The organism is Deltaproteobacteria bacterium (genome assembly GCA_003696105.1).
In the GTDB taxonomy this organism is placed as follows: domain Bacteria; phylum Myxococcota_A; class Polyangia; order Haliangiales; family J016; genus J016.
The window spans coordinates 1-18,303 of the sequence record RFGE01000328.1 but is presented as its reverse complement, the minus strand read 5'-3'; the positions used below and the strand labels follow the sequence as shown (position 1 = coordinate 18,303).

At 71.6% G+C, this 18,303-nt stretch carries 17 protein-coding genes and 1 pseudogene; 5 read left to right on the top strand and 13 right to left on the bottom strand.

The features are described from left to right. Positions 1-15: 15 nt before the first annotated feature. Positions 16-447, bottom strand: a complete 432-nt coding sequence (locus tag D6689_20515; protein RMH37888.1) for a Tir chaperone family protein — start codon at positions 445-447, stop codon at positions 16-18. Positions 448-609: 162 nt separating this feature from the next. Between D6689_20515 and D6689_20510 the strand changes: the two genes are divergently transcribed. Then, the gene (locus D6689_20510) at positions 610-1,908 is read left to right on the top strand and encodes a thioredoxin (protein RMH37887.1); all 1,299 of its coding nucleotides are present in this window, start codon (positions 610-612) and stop codon (positions 1,906-1,908) included. 374 nt (positions 1,909-2,282) lie between these two features. Here D6689_20510 and D6689_20505 read toward each other — a convergent pair whose 3' ends face one another. The 6 genes from D6689_20505 to D6689_20480 form a co-directional block, all read right to left on the bottom strand. Next, entirely contained in the window at positions 2,283-3,473 is a 1,191-nt protein-coding gene (locus D6689_20505; protein RMH37886.1) for a hypothetical protein, read from the bottom strand. A 246-nt stretch (positions 3,474-3,719) separates the two neighbouring features. After that, entirely contained in the window at positions 3,720-4,475 is a 756-nt protein-coding gene (locus D6689_20500; protein RMH37885.1) for a hypothetical protein, read from the bottom strand. Positions 4,476-4,571: 96 nt separating this feature from the next. After that, positions 4,572-5,597 carry a hypothetical protein gene (locus D6689_20495; GenBank protein ID RMH37884.1) on the bottom strand — a complete coding sequence of 342 codons (1,026 nt, stop codon included), beginning with the start codon at positions 5,595-5,597 and terminating at the stop codon, positions 4,572-4,574. Further along, a complete protein-coding gene (gene plsX / locus D6689_20490; protein ID RMH37883.1) occupies positions 5,597-6,649 on the bottom strand; it encodes a phosphate acyltransferase PlsX in 1,053 nt (350 codons plus the stop codon). Before plsX ends, D6689_20495 begins: the two co-directional genes overlap by 1 nt. A gap of 96 nt (positions 6,650-6,745) precedes the next feature. After that, positions 6,746-8,362, bottom strand: a complete 1,617-nt coding sequence (locus D6689_20485; GenBank protein ID RMH37882.1) for a methylmalonyl-CoA mutase — start codon at positions 8,360-8,362, stop codon at positions 6,746-6,748. Positions 8,363-8,440: 78 nt separating this feature from the next. Then, on the bottom strand, positions 8,441-9,004 hold the full coding sequence (locus D6689_20480) for a sigma-70 family RNA polymerase sigma factor (protein RMH37881.1): 564 nt from the start codon (positions 9,002-9,004) through the stop codon (positions 8,441-8,443). Positions 9,005-9,043: 39 nt separating this feature from the next. On the opposite strand from D6689_20480, the gene D6689_20475 reads away from it, so the two are divergent. Both D6689_20475 and D6689_20470 read left to right on the top strand, forming a co-directional pair. Beyond that, entirely contained in the window at positions 9,044-10,351 is a 1,308-nt protein-coding gene (locus D6689_20475; GenBank protein ID RMH37880.1) for a hybrid sensor histidine kinase/response regulator, read from the top strand. Then, a pseudogene (locus D6689_20470) lies at positions 10,237-10,695 on the top strand (response regulator). Before D6689_20475 ends, D6689_20470 begins: the two are co-directional and overlap by 115 nt. Here the strand turns inward: D6689_20470 and D6689_20465 are convergent. Beyond that, positions 10,647-11,111 (bottom strand): hypothetical protein, encoded by a 465-nt coding sequence (locus tag D6689_20465; GenBank protein ID RMH37879.1) that lies wholly within the window; start codon positions 11,109-11,111, stop codon positions 10,647-10,649. The pseudogene D6689_20470 and the gene D6689_20465 sit on opposite strands and share 49 nt — an antisense overlap. 106 nt (positions 11,112-11,217) lie before the next feature. Between D6689_20465 and D6689_20460 the strand changes: the two genes are divergently transcribed. Beyond that, positions 11,218-11,769, top strand: coding sequence for a sigma-54-dependent Fis family transcriptional regulator (locus tag D6689_20460; GenBank protein ID RMH37906.1), 552 nt, complete (start codon positions 11,218-11,220; stop codon positions 11,767-11,769). Between the two features lie 117 nt (positions 11,770-11,886). After that, positions 11,887-12,897, top strand: a complete 1,011-nt coding sequence (locus D6689_20455; GenBank protein RMH37878.1) for an NAD-dependent isocitrate dehydrogenase — start codon at positions 11,887-11,889, stop codon at positions 12,895-12,897. Positions 12,898-12,973: 76 nt separating this feature from the next. Here the strand turns inward: D6689_20455 and D6689_20450 are convergent, their stop codons facing one another. The 5 genes from D6689_20450 to D6689_20430 all read right to left on the bottom strand — a co-directional run. Beyond that, entirely contained in the window at positions 12,974-14,278 is a 1,305-nt protein-coding gene (locus D6689_20450; GenBank protein ID RMH37877.1) for a hypothetical protein, read from the bottom strand. A gap of 172 nt (positions 14,279-14,450) precedes the next feature. Next, positions 14,451-14,735, bottom strand: a complete 285-nt coding sequence (locus D6689_20445; protein ID RMH37876.1) for a hypothetical protein — start codon at positions 14,733-14,735, stop codon at positions 14,451-14,453. A gap of 166 nt (positions 14,736-14,901) precedes the next feature. Further along, positions 14,902-17,307: an endopeptidase La gene (gene lon / locus D6689_20440; GenBank protein ID RMH37875.1), complete on the bottom strand. Its 2,406-nt coding sequence runs from the start codon at positions 17,305-17,307 to the stop codon at positions 14,902-14,904. Next, a complete protein-coding gene (locus D6689_20435) occupies positions 17,304-18,074 on the bottom strand; it encodes a J domain-containing protein (GenBank protein ID RMH37874.1) in 771 nt (256 codons plus the stop codon). Before D6689_20435 ends, lon begins: the two co-directional genes overlap by 4 nt. After that, positions 18,071-18,303 (bottom strand): hypothetical protein (locus D6689_20430; GenBank protein ID RMH37873.1); only part of this gene is annotated, 233 nt, incomplete at its 5' end. The genes D6689_20430 and D6689_20435, both read right to left, overlap by 4 nt.

Below are 18,303 nucleotides of genomic sequence, written 5' to 3'. Positions count from 1 at the left end.
GTTTCATCGCGGAGGTCAGGCGGGCGGCTCGCCGAACTCGGCGGCCAGCTTGTCGTCCCACTCGTCGGCGACGCTGGCGACCGTGTGCACCAGGGTCTCGAATTCCTCGTAATCGAGCCCGTCGAGCGGGCGCAGCGCGCGCACGTAGACCGCGTCGGTGTTGGCGTCGATCGCGAACGCGGCGTCTCCCGTCGCGACGAACGACAGCTCGAGCAGTCGCCGGTACAGGTCTTCGCGGCGGGAGGACGGCACCTTCATCACGCGCGACAACAGCAGCAGGACGCCCTGCTCGGCCAGGCAGTGGATCCATACGACCGCGGAGCCGCGCTGGACGCGAGTGACGCCGTCGGCGTCGAGTGGGTCGAGCTGGAGGTCGCGTTCGTCGCCGAACCGCGCGACGAACGCGTCGATCTGGGTGCGATAGTCCTCGGCCGACCGGTTCGCCATAGCGCGCGCATCCTACCGCGATCGACTGGCGGCCGGGGGCGGATCGGGCGGGCGGTGGCCGGGCGAGGCGCGGCGGCGATCGGCCCCGACCGGGGCCGCCACGGGTCGGGGCCGCGACGTTCGGCCGCGGCAAACGCCGCGCGAGCGTGCTAGCGTGTCGCCATGGTGCGCCGCGCCGTGCTTGCATTCGCCGCCGCTGCTGCGTTCGTCGCCGGCTTGCGCTCCGCCGGCGCGCAGCAGCGCGTCTTCCGTCCCGATGACGTCTACCGGGTGCCGATCGGCCGCTCCGCCTCGCGCGGGCCCGCCGACGCGCCCGTCACGATCGTCGAGTTCTCCGACTTCCGCTGTGGCGCGTGCCGCCACGCGCACCCGATCATCCGGCAGCTGCTGGCGCTGTACCCGGGCCAGATCCGGTTCGTGTACAAAAACTACGTCATCTTCGGCGAGGCGTCGTTGCTCGCGTCGCTCGCCGCGCTCGCCGCGGGCGAGCAGGGCGAGTTTTGGGCGATGCACGATCGGCTGTTTGCCGCCGAGGACACGGATTTCACCGTCGAACAACTCGACCGGTTTGCTCGCGACATCGGGCTGGACATGGCGCGATGGCGCGCCCAGATGCGCGAGCGGCGCCCCGCGGCGCTCGCAACCTTGCTCGAGGAGAACGCGCTGGCCGAGCGGCTCGGTCTCGGCAGTACGCCCATGTTCTTCGTCAACGGCCGGCCGGTGGCGGGGGCGGCCGATCTCGGCACGTTCATCCGCCTCGTCGACGACGAGATCAAGCGCGCCCGCTGGGCGATCCAGGACGGCGCTCCGCGCGATCGGATTTACGAGGCGCTCACGGCGAGCGGCCGCGAGCGCGGGCGCAGCGCGTGGCCGGTCGGCATCGGATCGAACGGCCTCGTTCGCGGCAATCCGAACGCGCTCGTGACCCTCGTGGTGTTCGAGGACTTTCAGTGTCCGTTTTGCGCCCGCCACGCCCAAGTGATCGATCAGCTCGCGCGCGAGTACGGCGACGACCTGCGCATCGTGTTTCGCCACATGCCGCTGCGGATGCATGCGCAGGCCCAACTCGCGCACGAGGCGTCGATGGCGGCGGCGGCGCAGGGCAAGTTCTGGGCGTATCACGACCGACTGTTTTCGGGCGGCGACCTGGACCGCGACGCGCTCGTCGCCTACGCGAAGCAGATCGGCCTCGATGTCCGCCGGTTCCGTGCGGCACTCGACCGCCACGAGTTCGCCGCAGCCGTGGCCGCCGACGTGGCGGCGGCGCAGGCGCTCGGCATCACCGGCACTCCCACGTCGTTCGTCAACGGCCAGCGGGTCGACGGGGCCCAGCCCATCGGCGTGTTCCGCACGCTCATCGACCAGAAGCGAGCCGAGGCCAGAGCCCTGTTGGACCGCGGCGTGTCGCGCGATGCGCTGTACCGGACGATCGTCGACCTGGACGACGAGCGCGGTCCCTAAATGAGGAATCACGCATCCCGTACGGTCCTCGCGGCCCCCTCACGCCGCCGGCGGCGTTGGAGCTCCTCGAAAGGGGGTCCACCCTTCCTTCGTCGCTCCGCCTTTCCGTCGACGCGATGTGGCTCGCGATCCTCCGTGCGTGACACGTGATTCCTCATTTAGTCGGCTGTTGCGCATAGCCGCTGGCTGCGGTCGCGATCGGCGGGCGATCTTCGGCGTACGTCCTCGCGCCCTTCGGTACCGTATGTTGATACGCGCCCTCGTGCGCTACGGGCGTGCGCCGAACCTCGCCTCGCATCTCGCCACCTCGCTGGCGCGCCTATACGCAACAGCCTCCTAGCGCCGGGCGCCCGCGCCGGTGCGCGGTCCGCCGGTCAGCTGCCGGCGAGCGGCAGCGCTTGTTGGCGCGTACGGCGCCGGTCGCGCTTGCCCCGGCGCGTGCGGCGATGAGGCCGCGGCGCGAACAGGTCGAGTTCCGCGGCCGACGGTTCGGCATCGGCGACGACCTCGACGACCACCCGGTCGACCGCGTGCTGCACGCGCGCGGCGTCTACCCGCGGGCGGAGCGCATCGGTCAAGGCGCGGGCGCTCGCGGTCGGGGTGGGCAGGGCGACGGTGATCACCGTGCGGCTGGCCGCGCCGCGCAGGATCACGCGCAAGCCGGATGCGGCGCGCCGGCGCCCGCGCAGTCGCTCGCACACGCGGTCGGCCAGCGGATACAACACCGGCGCGAGCTCGGCGCCCGTCGCCGCATGCGGACCGCCCAGGTCCAGGCGCTCGGTCACGCGGGTCGACGGCTCGTACCGGCGCAGCACGGCCGGACCCGCTCCGCGCGCGAGCGCGTGAACGTCGACGCCCGCTGCGGTCGTGCGGCGCGCGACCGTCGGCGGCGGCAGCGCCGCGAAGTCGCCGATGGTGCGCACGCGCAGCGCCACGAGCATCCGGCGGACGTCGTCGTCCAGCGGCAGCAGCGCCATCGGCAGAGGGGCCAGGAAGGCCGCCGCGCCCCCGCGCGGCACGCTGGTCACGGTTTGCGCGAACACCGGCGATTGCGCGTCGAGATCCGCGTTCGCCGGGTCGGAGGTGCGGCGCACCACGGCCGCCGCCGCCCACGCCGTGAACCGGTCGTCCGCGATGCCGATCCGCGCGCGCAGCCCCTGGCGGTTGACCACCTGGAGCAGGCGGTCGCCGAAGGTCGAACCGCGCGCGCCGCTCGGGACGGCGACGAACAGCGCCTTGTGTGTCGCGCGCGTGCCGTCCGCGCCGACGTCCACCGCGGGCGCGACCGTGAGCAGCGCGTCGGCGAGTGCCTCGACCACGCCGCGCTCGGCGGCCGGATCGGCGGGCTCGATGACGAGGTCACCGGCGATCCGCCGCGCGTGCTGCGGCGTCATGCCCGGGCGAACTCCCGCCTCCCACGCCGCGCGCGACACGCACGACAGCGCCAGCCGCGCTCCGACCGCCGACGTGTCGGACACCGCAGCCGGAGCACGCGTCAGGTGCGGCGCGCGCCGCATCAGCACCTGGAGCGGGTAACTCGGCAGATATACACAGGCGATACGCATATGGTCCCCTTCACTGACCTTTTGTTCAGTGTACCCGGGGAGTCTGATAGCGTCCGCGACCACTGTGTACCCTTTTGAAATTACTAGATTATATCTGCATTTGCGCCTTCGATCAGACCGAGCTTAGCAGTCTTGCCCGCGCGTGTCGCCGGCTGTGGAAAAAATGTGGATGCGAGCCCGCGGGGGGCGTGTCGTGTCGCGGGGATGCCGGCGCGGGGTCGGCCGCGCGCCGCATGGCGAGGCCGACTACGGCGCCGCGGCCGCCCGCTGCAGCGACAGGGTGTAGGGGGTCGCCGCGGCCGCTCCGGTCGGCGCGTACCGCATGACCAGGAGGTAGTACGTGCCGGCCCCGGGCGCGGCCGAGAACGTCTCGGGGTTCTGGTCCTCGGTGGCGGCGACCGCGACCGCGGACCCGGTGGCATCGAACAGGCCCATGTCGAGGTCGGCCGTCATGTCGGACCAGGTCAACGTGGCCGACAGTTGTTCGCTGTCGCCCCGCGTCACTCGGAACCAATCCTGCTCGAGCGACGTCCCGTCGGCGTCGGACGCCGCCGGGCTGCTGCAGATCGCGCGCTCGAGTTCCAGCGGGGCGCCGTCGACCGGCGGATCGACGGCGGGGGCGAGTCCGGCGCCGTCGTCGTCGTTTTCAGCCGCGTCGTCGTCCGTGCACTCGTCGTAGCCGGCCGTGCAGGTGAACTCGGGCGAGCACACCGGCGAGCCGGGCGTCGTGCAGGCCGCCGACCAGATGCACTCCGGCGTGAACGTGCGAAGCGTGTACGCCGCCGCCGCGGTGGCCGTACCCGATCCGCCGGCGTCGTCGAAGTTGTCGACCTGGATGTAGTCGTCGCCTTCGGCCGCCTGGAGGGCCGTGCGCTCGGGATTGCTCAGCGTGAACCCGTCGGTCACGGGGGCCCCGGTCGCGTCGAACACGAAGAAGTCGAGGTCGGCGCCGGTGTCGTCCCATCTGAGTTCGAATGCGACGTCCCCCGCGACGTTCCGCACCGCGCACGCGCCGCCGGGGCGGTCAAGCTGCTTTCGTGCGGTCGGCCGCGTTCGACACCGCGCAGGCGGTGCGTCGGGCAATCCCCGGCGGCAGCGTCACCGGTGGCGATGCGGGTGCTCGGCCGCGATGGCCGCGACGTAGTCGACGCGGCCGGTGGCATCCGGCCAGTCCAGCGGGGGCGCGTCGCCGAGCACGCGCACCCGCGCACGGAACGCCTCGGCGATGACGTCGAACGGCGGCAGCCCGTCGTGTCCGGCCAGCGCGCCGGCCGCCGCCGCCTCGGCGCACTCGGCGGCGAGCCGGTTGGCGACGTCGCGGTGGAGGCGGCCGCGGATGACCAAATCCTGCAGCGAGTTGGCCAGCGCGCCGAGTTCGAACCCGCCGTGCTCGACCATGTCGGTGCCGACGAACAGCACCTGCCGCGCGGTCAACACGCCGTCGGCGTACAGTACGAGCGCGGCCTGAAAGTAGTTGTAGATCGGAACGAGCCGCCGCCCGTAGCGAGAAAACCGCGCGGTGGGCGACTTCTGGTCGAGGTGGATGAGAATCCGCTGGACGGAGGGGTGGTGGCGCAGGCGCCGGGCGAGCGCCACGGTCTCCGCGATTTCGTCGTCGTACGCGCCCGCCGCCGCGAGGATGCGCGGCAGCTCGTCGTCGTGCACGCGCCCGGCGAGCAGGTCCGCGTACAGGCTGTAGACGATCGCGTCGCTCTCCGAGTCGTCGCCGAACAGCGTCTCGAGCGGCGTGCCGGACGTCGCGACCCGGCTGCGCAGCAGCGCGGGCAGTTTGTAGGGGATCTGGGCGCGCAGCGCCCGCAGGCGGCCGCGCAGCAGGTTGCGCAGATTGTCCTTGAGCACGAACTCGTCGTATTCGACGCCGTCGAGGCGCAGCTTCGCCTGCAGGACCTTCCGCATCTGCTCGGGCGAGCCGCTCACGATGCAGATGCGGTTGCCGGGAACGTGGCGCAGGGCGCGCAACAGCGCGGCCGCGCCCGGATAGGCGCGTTTGTCCTGCGGCCGCTCGAGCGCGCTCTTGACCAGATCTCGAATCCGCTCGAACTCGGAATACAGGTAGGTCTTGTCGAGGTCCCAGCGAAAGACGTGGCGGGGCGGCGCACTCATCACGCGTGCGACTGGGCCGCGTGGCGACTGCGATCGAGGTCGCGCATGCCGTCGGCGATCTGCGTGCACAGGTCCGCTGACAGCGCCTTGGAAGCCACCTTGATCGCGTTGGTGATCGCGCGCTGTTTCGACCGCCCGTGCGCCTTGATGCACAGGTGGTCGAAGCCCAAAAGCGGCGCGCCGCCGTACTGCTCCCAGTCGGTGATGTCCTTGAGTCGCTGGATGCCACCCGACAGCATCGCGAGCGCGGCCCGCCACAGCAGCTTCTCCTTGTAGGCGTAGCGGGCGAGGTTCATCACGGTCTGGGACACGCCCTCGAGCATCTTGATGACGACGTTGCCGACGTAGCCGGAACACACGACGACGTCGGCGACGCCTCGGGGAATGTCGATGCCCTCGATGTTGCCGATGAAGTTGAGGCCGGTGTGCGCGAGCAGAATCTGGTGCGCGGCGACGACCGACGCCGGCCCCTTGCCGGCCTCCGTGCCGTTGGACAACAGCGCCACACGCGGCCGCGGATTGTACGAGATCACCGAGGCGTAGGCGGCGCCCATCAGAGCGAACGCGACCAGGTCGTCGGCGTCGGCATCGACGGTAGCGCCGACGTCCAACAGCAGCGAGAACGGGTCGTCCTTGGCGCCGCGGCGCAGTTCGGTCGGGTAGACCGCCGCCAGCGCGGTGCGCCGCACGCCGTGAATGCGCTGCCATTTCCGGGCGCACGCGAGCACGCACGCGCCGGTGTTGCCCGCCGACACGAGGGCGTCGCCGTCTCCGTTCGCGACGAGGTCGGCGGCGACGAGGACGGATGCATTCGGCTTGGCGGCGATGGCCTCGGACGGCTTTTCGTCCATGTGGATCGCGGCGGGGGCGTGGTGGACGCGCACGCGGGCGCCGTCGTGCCGCTCGTTGCTCAGCAGCGCGCCGACCTGGCGCGCGTCGCCGACGAGGATGATCTCGACGTTCGGCAGCGCGAGCGACGCGGCCGCCGCCCCCTTGACCACCTGCTCGGGCGCGTGATCGCCCCCCATCGCATCGACCACGATCCGCTGCATCCGCGCGGCGACTATACACCGGCCGGCGCGCGCGGCGATCGTGCGAGGCGCGCGCCGTCACGGCGCGGCGCCGGCTGGGCCGGCGACGAGCGCGGGTTACAGGTACGCCGGGTCGGTGTGCTCGCCGAACTCTTCGCGGAAGATGGCGCAGATCTCGCCGAGCGTCGCGTACGCCTCGACGGCCTCGATGATGGGCGGCATGACGTTTTGCGCGTCGTCGCGCACGGCCGCGCGCACGTTCGCCAGCGCGCGATCCACCGCGGCGGCGTCGCGGCGCGCGCGCACCGCCTGGACGCGGGCGATCTGATTCCGCTCCGGCTCGAGGTCGATCTTGAGCGTCGGGATGTTGTCGCCCTCGGTGGTGACGTACTTGTTGACGCCGACGATGACCCGCTCGCCGGAGTCGACCTGGCGCTGGAACTCGTACGCCGACCGGGCGATCTCCCGCTGCGGATAGCCTTCTTCCACCGCTTTGACGATGCCGCCCATCTCGTCGATCTTGGCGATGTACTTCATCGCCTCGGCTTCGATCTGATCGGTGAGCGTCTCGACGAAGTACGAGCCGCCCAGCGGATCGGCGACGGCGGGCACGTTGCTCTCCTCGGCGATGATTTGCTGCGTGCGCAGCGCCAAGGTGGCGGCCTCCTCGGTCGGCAGCGCATAGGTTTCGTCGTACGAGTTCGTGTGCAGCGACTGCGTGCCGCCGAGCACCGCCGCGAGCGCCTGCAGCGTGGTGCGCACGACGTTGTTGAGCGGCTGCTGTGCCATCAGCGACACGCCGGCGGTTTGCGCGTGCGTCCGCAACAGCCACGACCGCGGGTTCTTGGCGCCGAACCGGTCGCGCATCACCTTGGCCCAGATGCGGCGGGCGGCGCGAAACTTGGCGATCTCCTCGAAGAAGTCGTTGTGCACGTCGAAGAAGAACGACAGCCGCGGCGCGAAATCGTCGACGTCGAGGCCCGCGTCGATGCCGAGCTGGACGTAGCCGATGCCGTCGGCCAGCGTGAACGCGAGCTCCTGGACCGCGGTCGCGCCGGCCTCGCGGATGTGGTAGCCGCTGATCGAGATCGTGTTCCACTTCGGCATCTCGCGGGTGCAGAACACGAGCATGTCGCGGATGATCCGCATGTGCGCGCGCAGCGGCGAGATCCACTCCTTCTGCGCGATGAACTCCTTGAGCATGTCGTTTTGCAGCGTGCCGCGCAGCGCCGCCGGCGACACGCCCTGCTTCTTGGCGACGGCGATGTACAGCGCCAGCAGCACGCACGCGGGCGCGTTGATGGTCATCGACGTCGACACCTGATCGAGCGGAATGCCGTCGAACAGGCGCTCCATGTCGTCGAGCGACGCGACCGACACGCCCTCGCGGCCGACCTCGCCGAGCGCGCGCGGGTGGTCCGGGTCGTAGCCCATCAGCGTGGGCATGTCGAACGCGGTCGACAGCCCGGTCTGGCCCTGTTCGAGCAGGAACTTGAAGCGCCGATTGGTGTCCTCCGGGGTTCCGAACCCGGCGAACATGCGCATCGTCCACAGCTTGCCGCGGTACATCGTCGCGTGCGGCCCGCGCGTGTACGGGAACGCGCCCGGGTCGCCGAGCGCCTCGTCGTAGCGCCAACCGCGGGCTTCGAGGTCGGCGGGCGTGTACACCCCCTGAAGCGGGATCCCCGACAGGGTCTGGTACGTGCGCTCGGCGGGTTTCTTCACGGGCGGCATGGGCGCTTTATAGTGTACGCCACCGCACGCCGGCAACCGATGCGATTTCCAAGTGTTCGATTTCGTTGACGTGGCGCGTCATGCCGCGCGCGCGAAGTGGTGCTGGAGTTCGCGCCGCACCGCGAGCCGCGCGCGGAAGGCACGGGTCTTGACGGTGGCGACGTTCAGGTCGAGCCGGCGCGCGATCTCCGACTCGGTGTAGCCCTCCACGAAGCGCATTCGGAACACGTCCCGGTACTTGTCGCCGAGCGCGGCCAGGGCCCGGTCCACGATCGCCATCGCCTCGCGCGCCGCGACGACCTCTTCGGGGGACGAGTCGCCGGCCGGTTGGTCGAGTTCGTTGGCGGCGGCGGCCGCGCCGGCGCGCGGGGCGACGGGAATCTCGCGGGCGGTGCGGCGGCGCTTGCGCAGGTGCATCAGCGCGGTGGTCGCCGCCACCCGGTACAGCCACGTGGAATAGCGCGCGTCGCCGCGAAAGCTGTCGCGGTGGCGGTGCGCGAGCAGCAGCGCGTCCTGGGTGACGTCCGCCGCCGCGTCCTCGTCCTTCATGTATTTCATCGCGACCGAGAACACGTAGCGACGTTCGCGGTCGGTCAACGTGGCCGGTCGGGCGGGCGGCGCCGCGCTGCGGTGTCTGGCCATGGGGGCTCCTGCATACGAAATCCGGTCGGACCCGGCCGGATGCAGGAGCAAACCCCATTCCAGCGCGTGAGACGCAGGTTTTCAGCCGCTTATCAAGTATCTTGCCGTCCGGCTGTCTGCCGACGTAGACACATGTCCATTTTCGTGGACGTCTACGCGGGTAGATGGCATGCTATCGGGGCGATGGCGGACGTGCTCGTGCACCTGCTCGACGACGACCCGCTCGCCTTGCGCCGGCTCGCCGAGGCGTTGCGGGCGCAGACCGGGTACGCCGTGGCGGCGTTCGCGACGTGCGCCGACCTGCTCGCGGCGATCGACAAACGCGCGCCCGACGTGGTCGTCGCGCACTACCGCAACGCGGATTGCGACGGGCTCACCGCCCTCGCGCGGGTGCGCGAGCGGTGCGGCGACGACGTCGTCGGCCTGGTCATGGCGACCTACGGCGACGCCGACGCGATGCGCGTCGCGCTCGACGCGGTCGGGCCGCTGCGCGTCGTCAACAAACCGTGCGACCTCGTCGACCTCGAACTGAAGATCCGCGCCGGCATCGAGATGCGCGAGCTGCGGCGCGAACTTGCGACGTGGCGGCAGCGCGCCCAGGCGGCTCGCGGGGAGGCGACGACGGCGACCGAGCGCCTCGTCGAGGCGGAGCAGTTCGCGGCCGTCGGGCGGGTCGTCAGCGGCATCGCGCACGAGATCGGCACCCAGCTCGCGCTGGTCGGCTACGCCGAGGCGATCAAGAGCCGCGTGGCGGACGACTCGGAGTTGGCGGAGTTCGCGGACGTGATCGCGACGGCGCAAAAACGGCTCGCCGCGATGGTCGACGAGATCCTCGATTTCGTGTCGGCGAGCCGAGAGCCGAGCGGCGGCCGCGAACTGGCGCGGGAGCCGTCGGACCTCGCGGGCGTCGTCGACGAAGCGCTCGCGATCCTGCGCTACGACCGCGACGTCCGCGAGCGCCGAATCGAGCGGCGTTACCGCCGGCGCCCGCTGGTGACGGCCGACCGGCAGAAGCTGGCGCAGGTCGTGATCAACCTGGTGAGCAATGCGGCGCTCGCGACGAACCCGGGCGATACGATCGCGGTCGAAATCGACGCGGACGAGGCCCGCGGCGTCGCGCTGGTCACGGTCGCGGACGACGGCGTGGGGATGGATGCCGATGTCCTCGCCCGCCTCGGCGAGCCGTTTTTCACCACGCGAGGCGCGCGCGGTTCCGGGCTCGGAGTCGGCATCTGCAAGCGCATCGTCGAGCAGCACGGCGGCGCGCTCACGTTCGAGTCGTCGCCGGGCCGCGGGACGCGCGCGACCGCGACGCTGCCGCTGTTGGCCGAGGAGAACGCGGCGTGACGGCCGGAATCAGTGTGCTCGTGGTCGACCGGGAGCCGCAAATCCCGCGGCTGGTCGCCGCGCTGCTCGGCCCCGAGTACGACGTGGATGCGGCGGAGTCCGCGGCGCAGGCGCTCGACATGATCCAGCGCACCCCGTACGACGTGGTGCTGGCAGACGAGTCGCTGCCGGGCGTCGACGGCCTCGACTTGCTGCGCAAATTCCGCCGGCTCGCGCCGGACCTCAGCGTCATCTTGATGACCGCGCAGGCCAGCGTCGAGGGCGCGGTGACCGCGATGCGCCAGGGGGCGTTCGACTACCTGCGCAAGACCGTATCGGCCGGCGAACTGCGCGCCGCCGTCCAGCGCGCCGCCAAACACGGCAGCCTCGCGCGCGAGGTGCGCCGGCTGCGGTCGGAGGTGGACCGGGCGCGCGGGCTCGGGGAGGTGATCGGCGAGTCGCCGCCGATGAAGCAGCTCATCGCGCTGGTCGAGCGCGTGGCGCACTCGGACGCGACGGTGCTGATCCTCGGCGAAAGCGGCACCGGCAAGGAACTCTTGGCGCGCACGATCCAGCGCATCGGGCCGCGCGCGGATCGGCCGTTCGTCGCGTTCGACTGTTCGGCGCTGTCCCCGTCGCTGCTCGAGGCCGAGCTGTTCGGCCACGAAAAGGGAGCGTTCACCGGCGCCGGCAAGGCCCGCCGCGGGCTGTTTCGCGAGGCGCACACGGGGACGATCTTTCTCGACGAGATCGGCGACATCGCGCCGCCGGTGCAAAACAAGCTGCTGCGCGTGCTGCAGGAGCGCGAGATCAAGCCGGTGGGCGGCGATCAGTTCGTTCAGATCGACGTCCGCGTGATCGCGGCGACCAACAAGGACCTCAAGGCGATGGTCGCGCGCGGCGAGTTTCGCGAGGACCTGTACTGGCGGCTCGCGGTCGTGCCGATTCAGGTGCCGCCGCTGCGGGAGCGGCGCGAGGACATCCCGCTGCTCGCGGCGCACATCCTCGCGCGCCGGCGCGGCGCGGCCAAGGCGTTCGCCGGCGACGAGAGCCGCTATCCGACGCGCATCTCGCCCGGCGCGATGGCCCGGCTCACCGCGTATCACTGGCCGGGCAATATCCGCGAGCTGGAGAACGTGCTGTCGCGGGCCGCGATCCTGTGCGACGGCGACGAGATCCGCGCCGACGACCTCGTCGCCGCGGGTCTGACCGCGGCGAGCGGCCCGGGACGCACCGCGGTCGGCGCACCGGAGGTCGACGCCGCCGCGGGGCGGCCGCTCAAGGCGATCGTCGACGACACGGTGCGGGCGGTCGAGCGCCAGGCGATCGCGGACGCGCTGCGCCGCGCCGGCGGCTCGCCGACGAAGGCCGCGCGGCTGCTCGGCATCAGCCGCGCGTCCATCTACAACAAGATCCGCGACTATCGCATCCAGACGTAGCCGCGCGGGCGAACTCGCACACGCGCGGCTTTCCACAGCGGCCGCGGGAACCTATCCTGTCTCGACCGGCGCGGCGTCGCGGTTGCGGGACGTCGCGCGCCAACGCGGAGCACGAGCATGGAACAGCGACAGATCGTTCTCATCGAAGGCGACGGCATCGGGCCGGAGATCGCGGCGGCCACGCGCCGGGCGGTCGACGCGGCCGGCGCGCGCGTGTCCTGGCGGCCGGCGAGGGCCGGCCTTGCGGCGGTCGGCGAGGTCGGCGACCCGCTCCCGGCCGAGACGATCCGCGCGATCGCCGACTGTGGCGTCGCGGTCAAGGGGCCGCTGGGCACCCCGGTCGGCCACGGCTTCCGCTCGGTCAACGTCGCGCTGCGCCAACACTTCGACCTGTACGCCAACGTGCGGCCGGCGCAGTCCCTTGCCGGCGTGCCGAGCCGCTACGAAGGGGTCGACCTCGTCATCATCCGCGAAAACACCGAGGGGATGTACACGGGCGTCGAACATTACATCGGCCAGCGCACGGCCGCGGAGTCGATCGCCATCATCACGCGCGTCGGGTCGGAGCGGATCGCGCGCTACGCGCTCGAGTTTGCCCGGGCGCACGGGCGCAGGCGGGTGACCTTCGTCCACAAGGCGAACATCCTCAAGCTGTCCAACGGGCTGTTTCTCGAGACCGCCCGGGAGGTGGCCGCGCAGTATCCCGACATCGACACGAACGACGTGATCGTCGATGCGGCGGCGATGAAGCTGGTCGTCGACCCGAGCCAGTTCGACGTCATCTGCACGACCAACCTGTTCGGCGACATCCTGTCGGATCTGGCCGCGGGCCTCGTCGGAGGGCTCGGGGTGGCGCCGGCGGCGAACATCGGCGACGGCGGCGTCGCGATCTTCGAGGCGGTGCACGGCACCGCCCCCGACATCGCGGGCAAGGGGATCGCCAACCCGACCGCGCTGATGCTCGCCGCGGCGCTGATGCTCGACCACATCGGCCAGGCCGACGCCGCGGCGCGGCTGCGGGCCGGCGTGCGGGCGGCACTGGCGTCGGACGACCACCGGACGCGCGACCTGGGTGGCCGGGCCGACACCGCGGGCTTCACCGACGCGGTGATCGCCGCGATGCGGTGACGCGCGGGTCCCGCGCCGAAACGGAAGGGCGGCCCGCCGCGGTGCGCGACGGGCCGCCCTCCGGGTGCCGCAGGCGTCAGTCGCAGAGATCGACCGGGTCCTGGCAGGTCCCGGGCGTCGGCGGGTCGGAGTCGTAGCCGATGTCGCCGCAGTAGCCCGAGGCGCACACGCCGTGGGCGAGACACGCGGCGCCGTTGGCCTTCGTCGGTGCGACGCAGGTCGGCGGGCTCGCCGTCCGATCGCAGTAGGTGTCCGCCGTGCACAGGCCGTCCTCGTGCGGGCCGTCGGGCAACAACGCGGGCGGCTCGGCGCACGCCTTGCCCTCGTCGGGGATCGGCTTGCACGTGCCGGACACGGGCGCCCCGGTCGTTTCATCGATGCCGGCGCCGTCGCAGTACAGGCCGGGGGCGCACGCGTCCGGTAGCGCCGGCGGGCACTGTTGGCCTTGTTGGATCCCGTCGGGCCGGCACGTCCCCGAAGACGGGGTCGCGAGCGCGCAGGTCAACCCCGGCTTGCACAGCGCGCCGGACGCCGGGCCGCACGCCTCGCCGTCGTCAGCGGTCAGCGGGATGTTCACCTGGGGGGCACACGTACCCGCGGTGCCGCCCGCCGAGCCGGTGTCGCATTCGCTGCTCGGTGCGCACGGGGGGCCGGTCTCGACGTCGCACGCCTCGCCGTCGCCGACCGGCATCGTGCAGGTCCCGTCGCCGCCGCTTTCCGGCACGAAGCACACGGCGCCGGCTGCGCACCGCTGGCCGGACACGCAGGTCTCACCGACCGCGATCGGCGCCGCACAGGTGCCCGGGCACGCGGACGACGTGTCGCAGTACAGCTGCGGTGCGCAGTACACCGAGTCGGTGCACGCGTCGCCGTCGCCGCGATTGCCGGTGAGCATCTCGCCGCACGCGGGGGACAGCTGTCGCGGGTCGAGGTCTTCGACGTCGATGCGGCTGCAGTCGGCCGCGCGCAGCGCAGCGAGGCATTCGGCCGCCTTGTCGCCGTCGAAGGTCAGCTCGCCCGCGTCGATCTCCTTCTGCCAGCGGTCGATGGCGGCGGCCAGCTCGCGCCCGTAGAACAGGCTGCTGCATTCCAGCGGCGACGCGAAAATGTCGAAAACCGGGACGCACTCGGCGAGCTTGTCGCACAGCACGGCGCTGTAGTCGCGCGCCAGGTCGTCCAGGTTCGTGTACGACGTGCGGGCGTCCGGCGTGCCCGCATCCGGGGTCGCCGCGTCCGCGCCGGGCGTGGCGTCGGCTCCGGGCGCGGCGTCGGCGGTCGTGTCGTCGTCGTCGTCCCCGCCGCCGCATGCGCCCGCGGCCAGCGCCAGGGAAAACGCGATCGTCGAAAACCAACCCAGTCGAGTCCACTTGGTGAGGGGCATACGCAACCTCCTTGCAACGAGATGCGGCCGGCTTGTGCGGCCGCGCCAGCGCTTACAGTAGGTCGCGGCGATCGCCGTGTAAAGGGACCTGGATCACGGTCTGCGGCGCCGCCGGCCAGCGGCCGAGCCCGGCGTCGCCGCGCGTGCGGCCGGCCGTCGCGGGCGGCCCGAGTCAGCACTCGACGACGGACAGTCGCGCGTACTCGTCGTACACGCGATCGACCTCCTCGTAGGGCAGGTAGCCCAGGGCGGCGATGCATTCGCCCAGGCGGACGCCCGGGTTTCGATCCTGCAGCATCATCGCGTCGAGGAGCTGATCGCGGCGAAGGCGTCCGGTCTCCACCAGGTACTCGCCGAACGGGACCTCTTTGAGGCCGTCTTCGACCACGTCGACGCCGCTGTTCGAGTACTCGAAGTAGTGGCGCAAGGCCTTGCGGTGTTCCTGGTAGGGGTTCATGGCGTACCTCCGACTCGCGGAAGCGGAAAGCAGGTTCCGTACCATCCGATCTCCGGCGTGCGTCCGGGGAGTTGGCGTGGCGGCCGCCGAACGTGGCCACCGCGGTTGCCGGCCACCGCAGTGGCCCGGGGGCCGGCGCCGGTCCTCCGCCGCGGCGGTGCGACCCCTACGCCGCGATCACCGGCGCGACGGGCACGTTCTCGTTGCGCGGTGCGCCGGACGCGGCGGGCCTGCGCCCCTTGGCGCGCCCGCCGTAGCCGCGCAGGGCCACCGCCAGGACGTCGTCGATGCGCCGAGCGAACCGGATGTCGAGCGCGTCGCGCACGTCGGCGGGGATGTCGCGCAGGTCCTTGCGGTTTCGCTCCGGCAACACCACCGTGCGCACGCCGGCGCGATGGGCGGCGAGCACCTTCTCCTTGATGCCGCCGACCGGCAACACCAGCCCGCGCAGCGTGATCTCGCCGGTCATCGCGACGTCGTGCCGCACCGGCGTATTGGTGTAGGCCGACACCAGCGCCGTCGCGATCGCGACGCCCGCCGACGGCCCGTCCTTGCGGACCGCGCCGGCTGGGACGTGGACGTGGACGTCGCTGGTCGCGATCCGATCCGGGTCGATGCCGAGCTGGTCGGCGCGGCTGCGCACCCACGCGTGCGCGGCGCGCACGCTCTCCTCCATCACGTCGCCGAGCCGGCCGGTGACGCGCAGGCGGCCGCGGCCCGGCATGAGCCGCGCTTCCACGAACAGGATCTCGCCGCCGACCGGCGTCCAGCTCAGGCCGGTCGCGACGCCGACCGCGTCGGCCGCCACCGCGAGCTCGGACGAAAACCGGGGCGGTCCGAGGATCTCGGGAATGTCCGAAGCCGTAATGTGCGCGCCCGCGAACTCCGGATCGCTGGCCGCCCGCACGGCGACGTGGCGCGCGACGGCGCCGATTTCGCGCTCGAGGTTGCGGACGCCGGCTTCGCGGGTGTAGTGGCGAATGATGTCGACGATCGCGTCGTCGTCGATCGTCACGGTGGCCGGGTCCAGCCCGTGCTCGGCGAGCTGCCGGGGCACGAGGTGGCGGCGGGCGATCTCGCACTTTTCGGCCTCCGTGTAGCCGGGCAGGTGGATCACCTCCATGCGATCGCGCAGCGGCGCCGGGATCGTGTCGGTCTGGTTGGCGGTCGCGAGGAACAGGACCTTGGAGAGGTCCACGGGCACTTCGATGTAGTGATCGACGAAGGCGTCGTTCTGCTCCGGGTCGAGCACCTCGAGCAGCGCGGCCGCCGGGTCGCCGCGCACGCCCTGGCCGAGCTTGTCGATCTCGTCGAGCACCATGACCGGGTTCATCGACCCGGCGCGTTCGAGCGCGGCGACGATCCGGCCGGGGAGCGCGCCGACGTACGTGCGGCGGTGGCCGCGGATTTCGGCCTCGTCTTGTACGCCGCCGAGCGCGACGCGCACGTAGTTGCGGCCCAGCGCGCGCGCGATCGACCGCCCGAGCGACGTCTTGCCGACGCCGGGCGGCCCGACCAGGCACAGGATCGGCCCCGAGCGCGCCGGCGCGAGCTTGCGCACCGCGATGAACTCGATCACGCGGCGTTTGACGTCGTCGAGCCCGTAGTGATCCTCGTCGAGGATCTGGCGCGCGCGCGCGACGTCGACCTGGTCCTCGGTTTCCTCGGACCACGGCAGCGCCAGCAGCCGCTCGACGTACGTCTTGGTGGTCGCGTACTCGGGGGAGCCGATCGGCATGTCGCGCAGGCGGCGCAGCTGGCGGCGCGCGGCCTCGGCCGCCTCCTCGGGCAGCGCCGACGCGGCCAGCCGCTGCTCGAGTTCGGCGACCTCGGGGTCGGCGTCGTCGACCTCGCCGAGTTCTTCCTCGATCGCGCGCTTGCGCGCCCGCAGCAGCGCCTCCCGCTCCTGCGGCGACATCGCCTGCTCGAGCTCCGCGCGAATGTCGGCCGTGCGGCGCAGGACCTCCAGCCGGCGCTCGACGAGCGGCAGCAACGTCGTGAGCCGCGCCGTGACGCTCGGCTGTTCCAGTAGCGCGACGCGCTGGTCGCGCGACAGCTCGATCCGGCCCGCGGCGAAGTCTGCCAGCTCGCCGGGATTCTCGATCTCTGCCAGCCGCGCGAGCAGGCGGTCGACGTCTTCGCCTTCGGTCTGAATCAGCTCGCGCACGCGATCGGTCATGTGCGCGGTGAGGCCGCCGGGTTCCGGCGCCGGTACGTCGGTGTCGGCGACCGGTTCGGCGAACGCGGCGAGATACGGTTCGGTCTGCGCGAGGTCGCCGAGCGCCATCCGGCGGGTCGCGCGCACGAGCACCATCGTTCGCTCGCGCCCGACCGGCGTCGCTTGCAGGATCTCGGCCTCGACGCCGATGCGGCCGAGCGCCTGCTTGGACACGTCGTCGCTGGTCGGATCGCTGCGCGGCACGAGCAGCAGTCGCCCGTCGCGCTCGAGGGCCGTGTCGACCGCGGCGCGCGCGGGCGCGCTGCCGACATCGAGGGGAACCGCGTCGCCGGGCAGCAGCACGACGTGGCGCAGCGGCAACAGCGGCAGTGGAGTTTCGATTGCGGATGTCATCTGAGCTTCTTCATGAGGGCGGCGAGCAAGCGTTGGCCCTCGCCGTCGAGTTTCTTTTTGGGAACGTCGATGTGGACGGTCACGTAGTGGTCGCCGGCGCCGCGACCCTTGCCGCGCAGCCGCAGCTTGGTGCCACTGGAGGTGCCGGGCGGGATCTTGAGCTTGGCCGTGCCGGTGAGGGTCGGCACCTCGACGACGGCGCCGAGCAACGCCTGGTCGATGCCGATCCGCACGTCCGAGTGCACGTCGTCGCCCTTGAGGGTGACGTAGGCGCCGGTCGGCGTGCGAACCTTGTGGACGGTGCGCCCGCTCGGCCGCGCCGCGCGCGGGCGCGGCACGTCCTGGTCGAACCAGGAGCCGAACGGGCTGCCGCCGCCGGACGGGCCGTCGCCTCCGGTGAACACCTCGTAGCGAACCTGGCCCCGCGGCGCGGACCGGCCGCCGGCGCGGGAACCGAACATCTGCGCAAACAGGTCGCCGATGTCGAACCCGATTCCGCCGGCCTGCGCGCCGGCGCCGGCGAATCCGCCCGCGCGGATCGCGTCGTAACGAGCGCGCCGTTGTTTGTCGCCGAGCACTTCGTAGGCGCGCGTGACGTCCTTGAAACGCTGCTCCTTGGCCTTGTCGCCACCGGTGCGATCCGGGTGGTACTCCTTGGCCAGCTTGCGGTAGGCGCGCTTGATCTCGGCGTCGCTCGCGCTGGGCGCGACGCCGAGCGCCGCGTAGTAATCCACGCGCGGGTCGAAATCGAGCGTTTCACCGGTCATGCGGCCTCCGTATCGCTGGCCTTCCTTTCTGCGATGCGGAACACGAGCCGATCACCGTCGCGATCGACGAGGATGCGGTCCCCCGCTTTGAACCGGCCGGTGAGCAGCTCGTTGGCCAGCGGGTCGATCGCGTTCTTCTGGATGCTGCGCTTGAGCGGCCGCGCGCCGTAGACCGGATCGTAGCCGCGCTCGGCGACCAGCTCCTTGGCGGCCGGCGTCAGCTCGATGT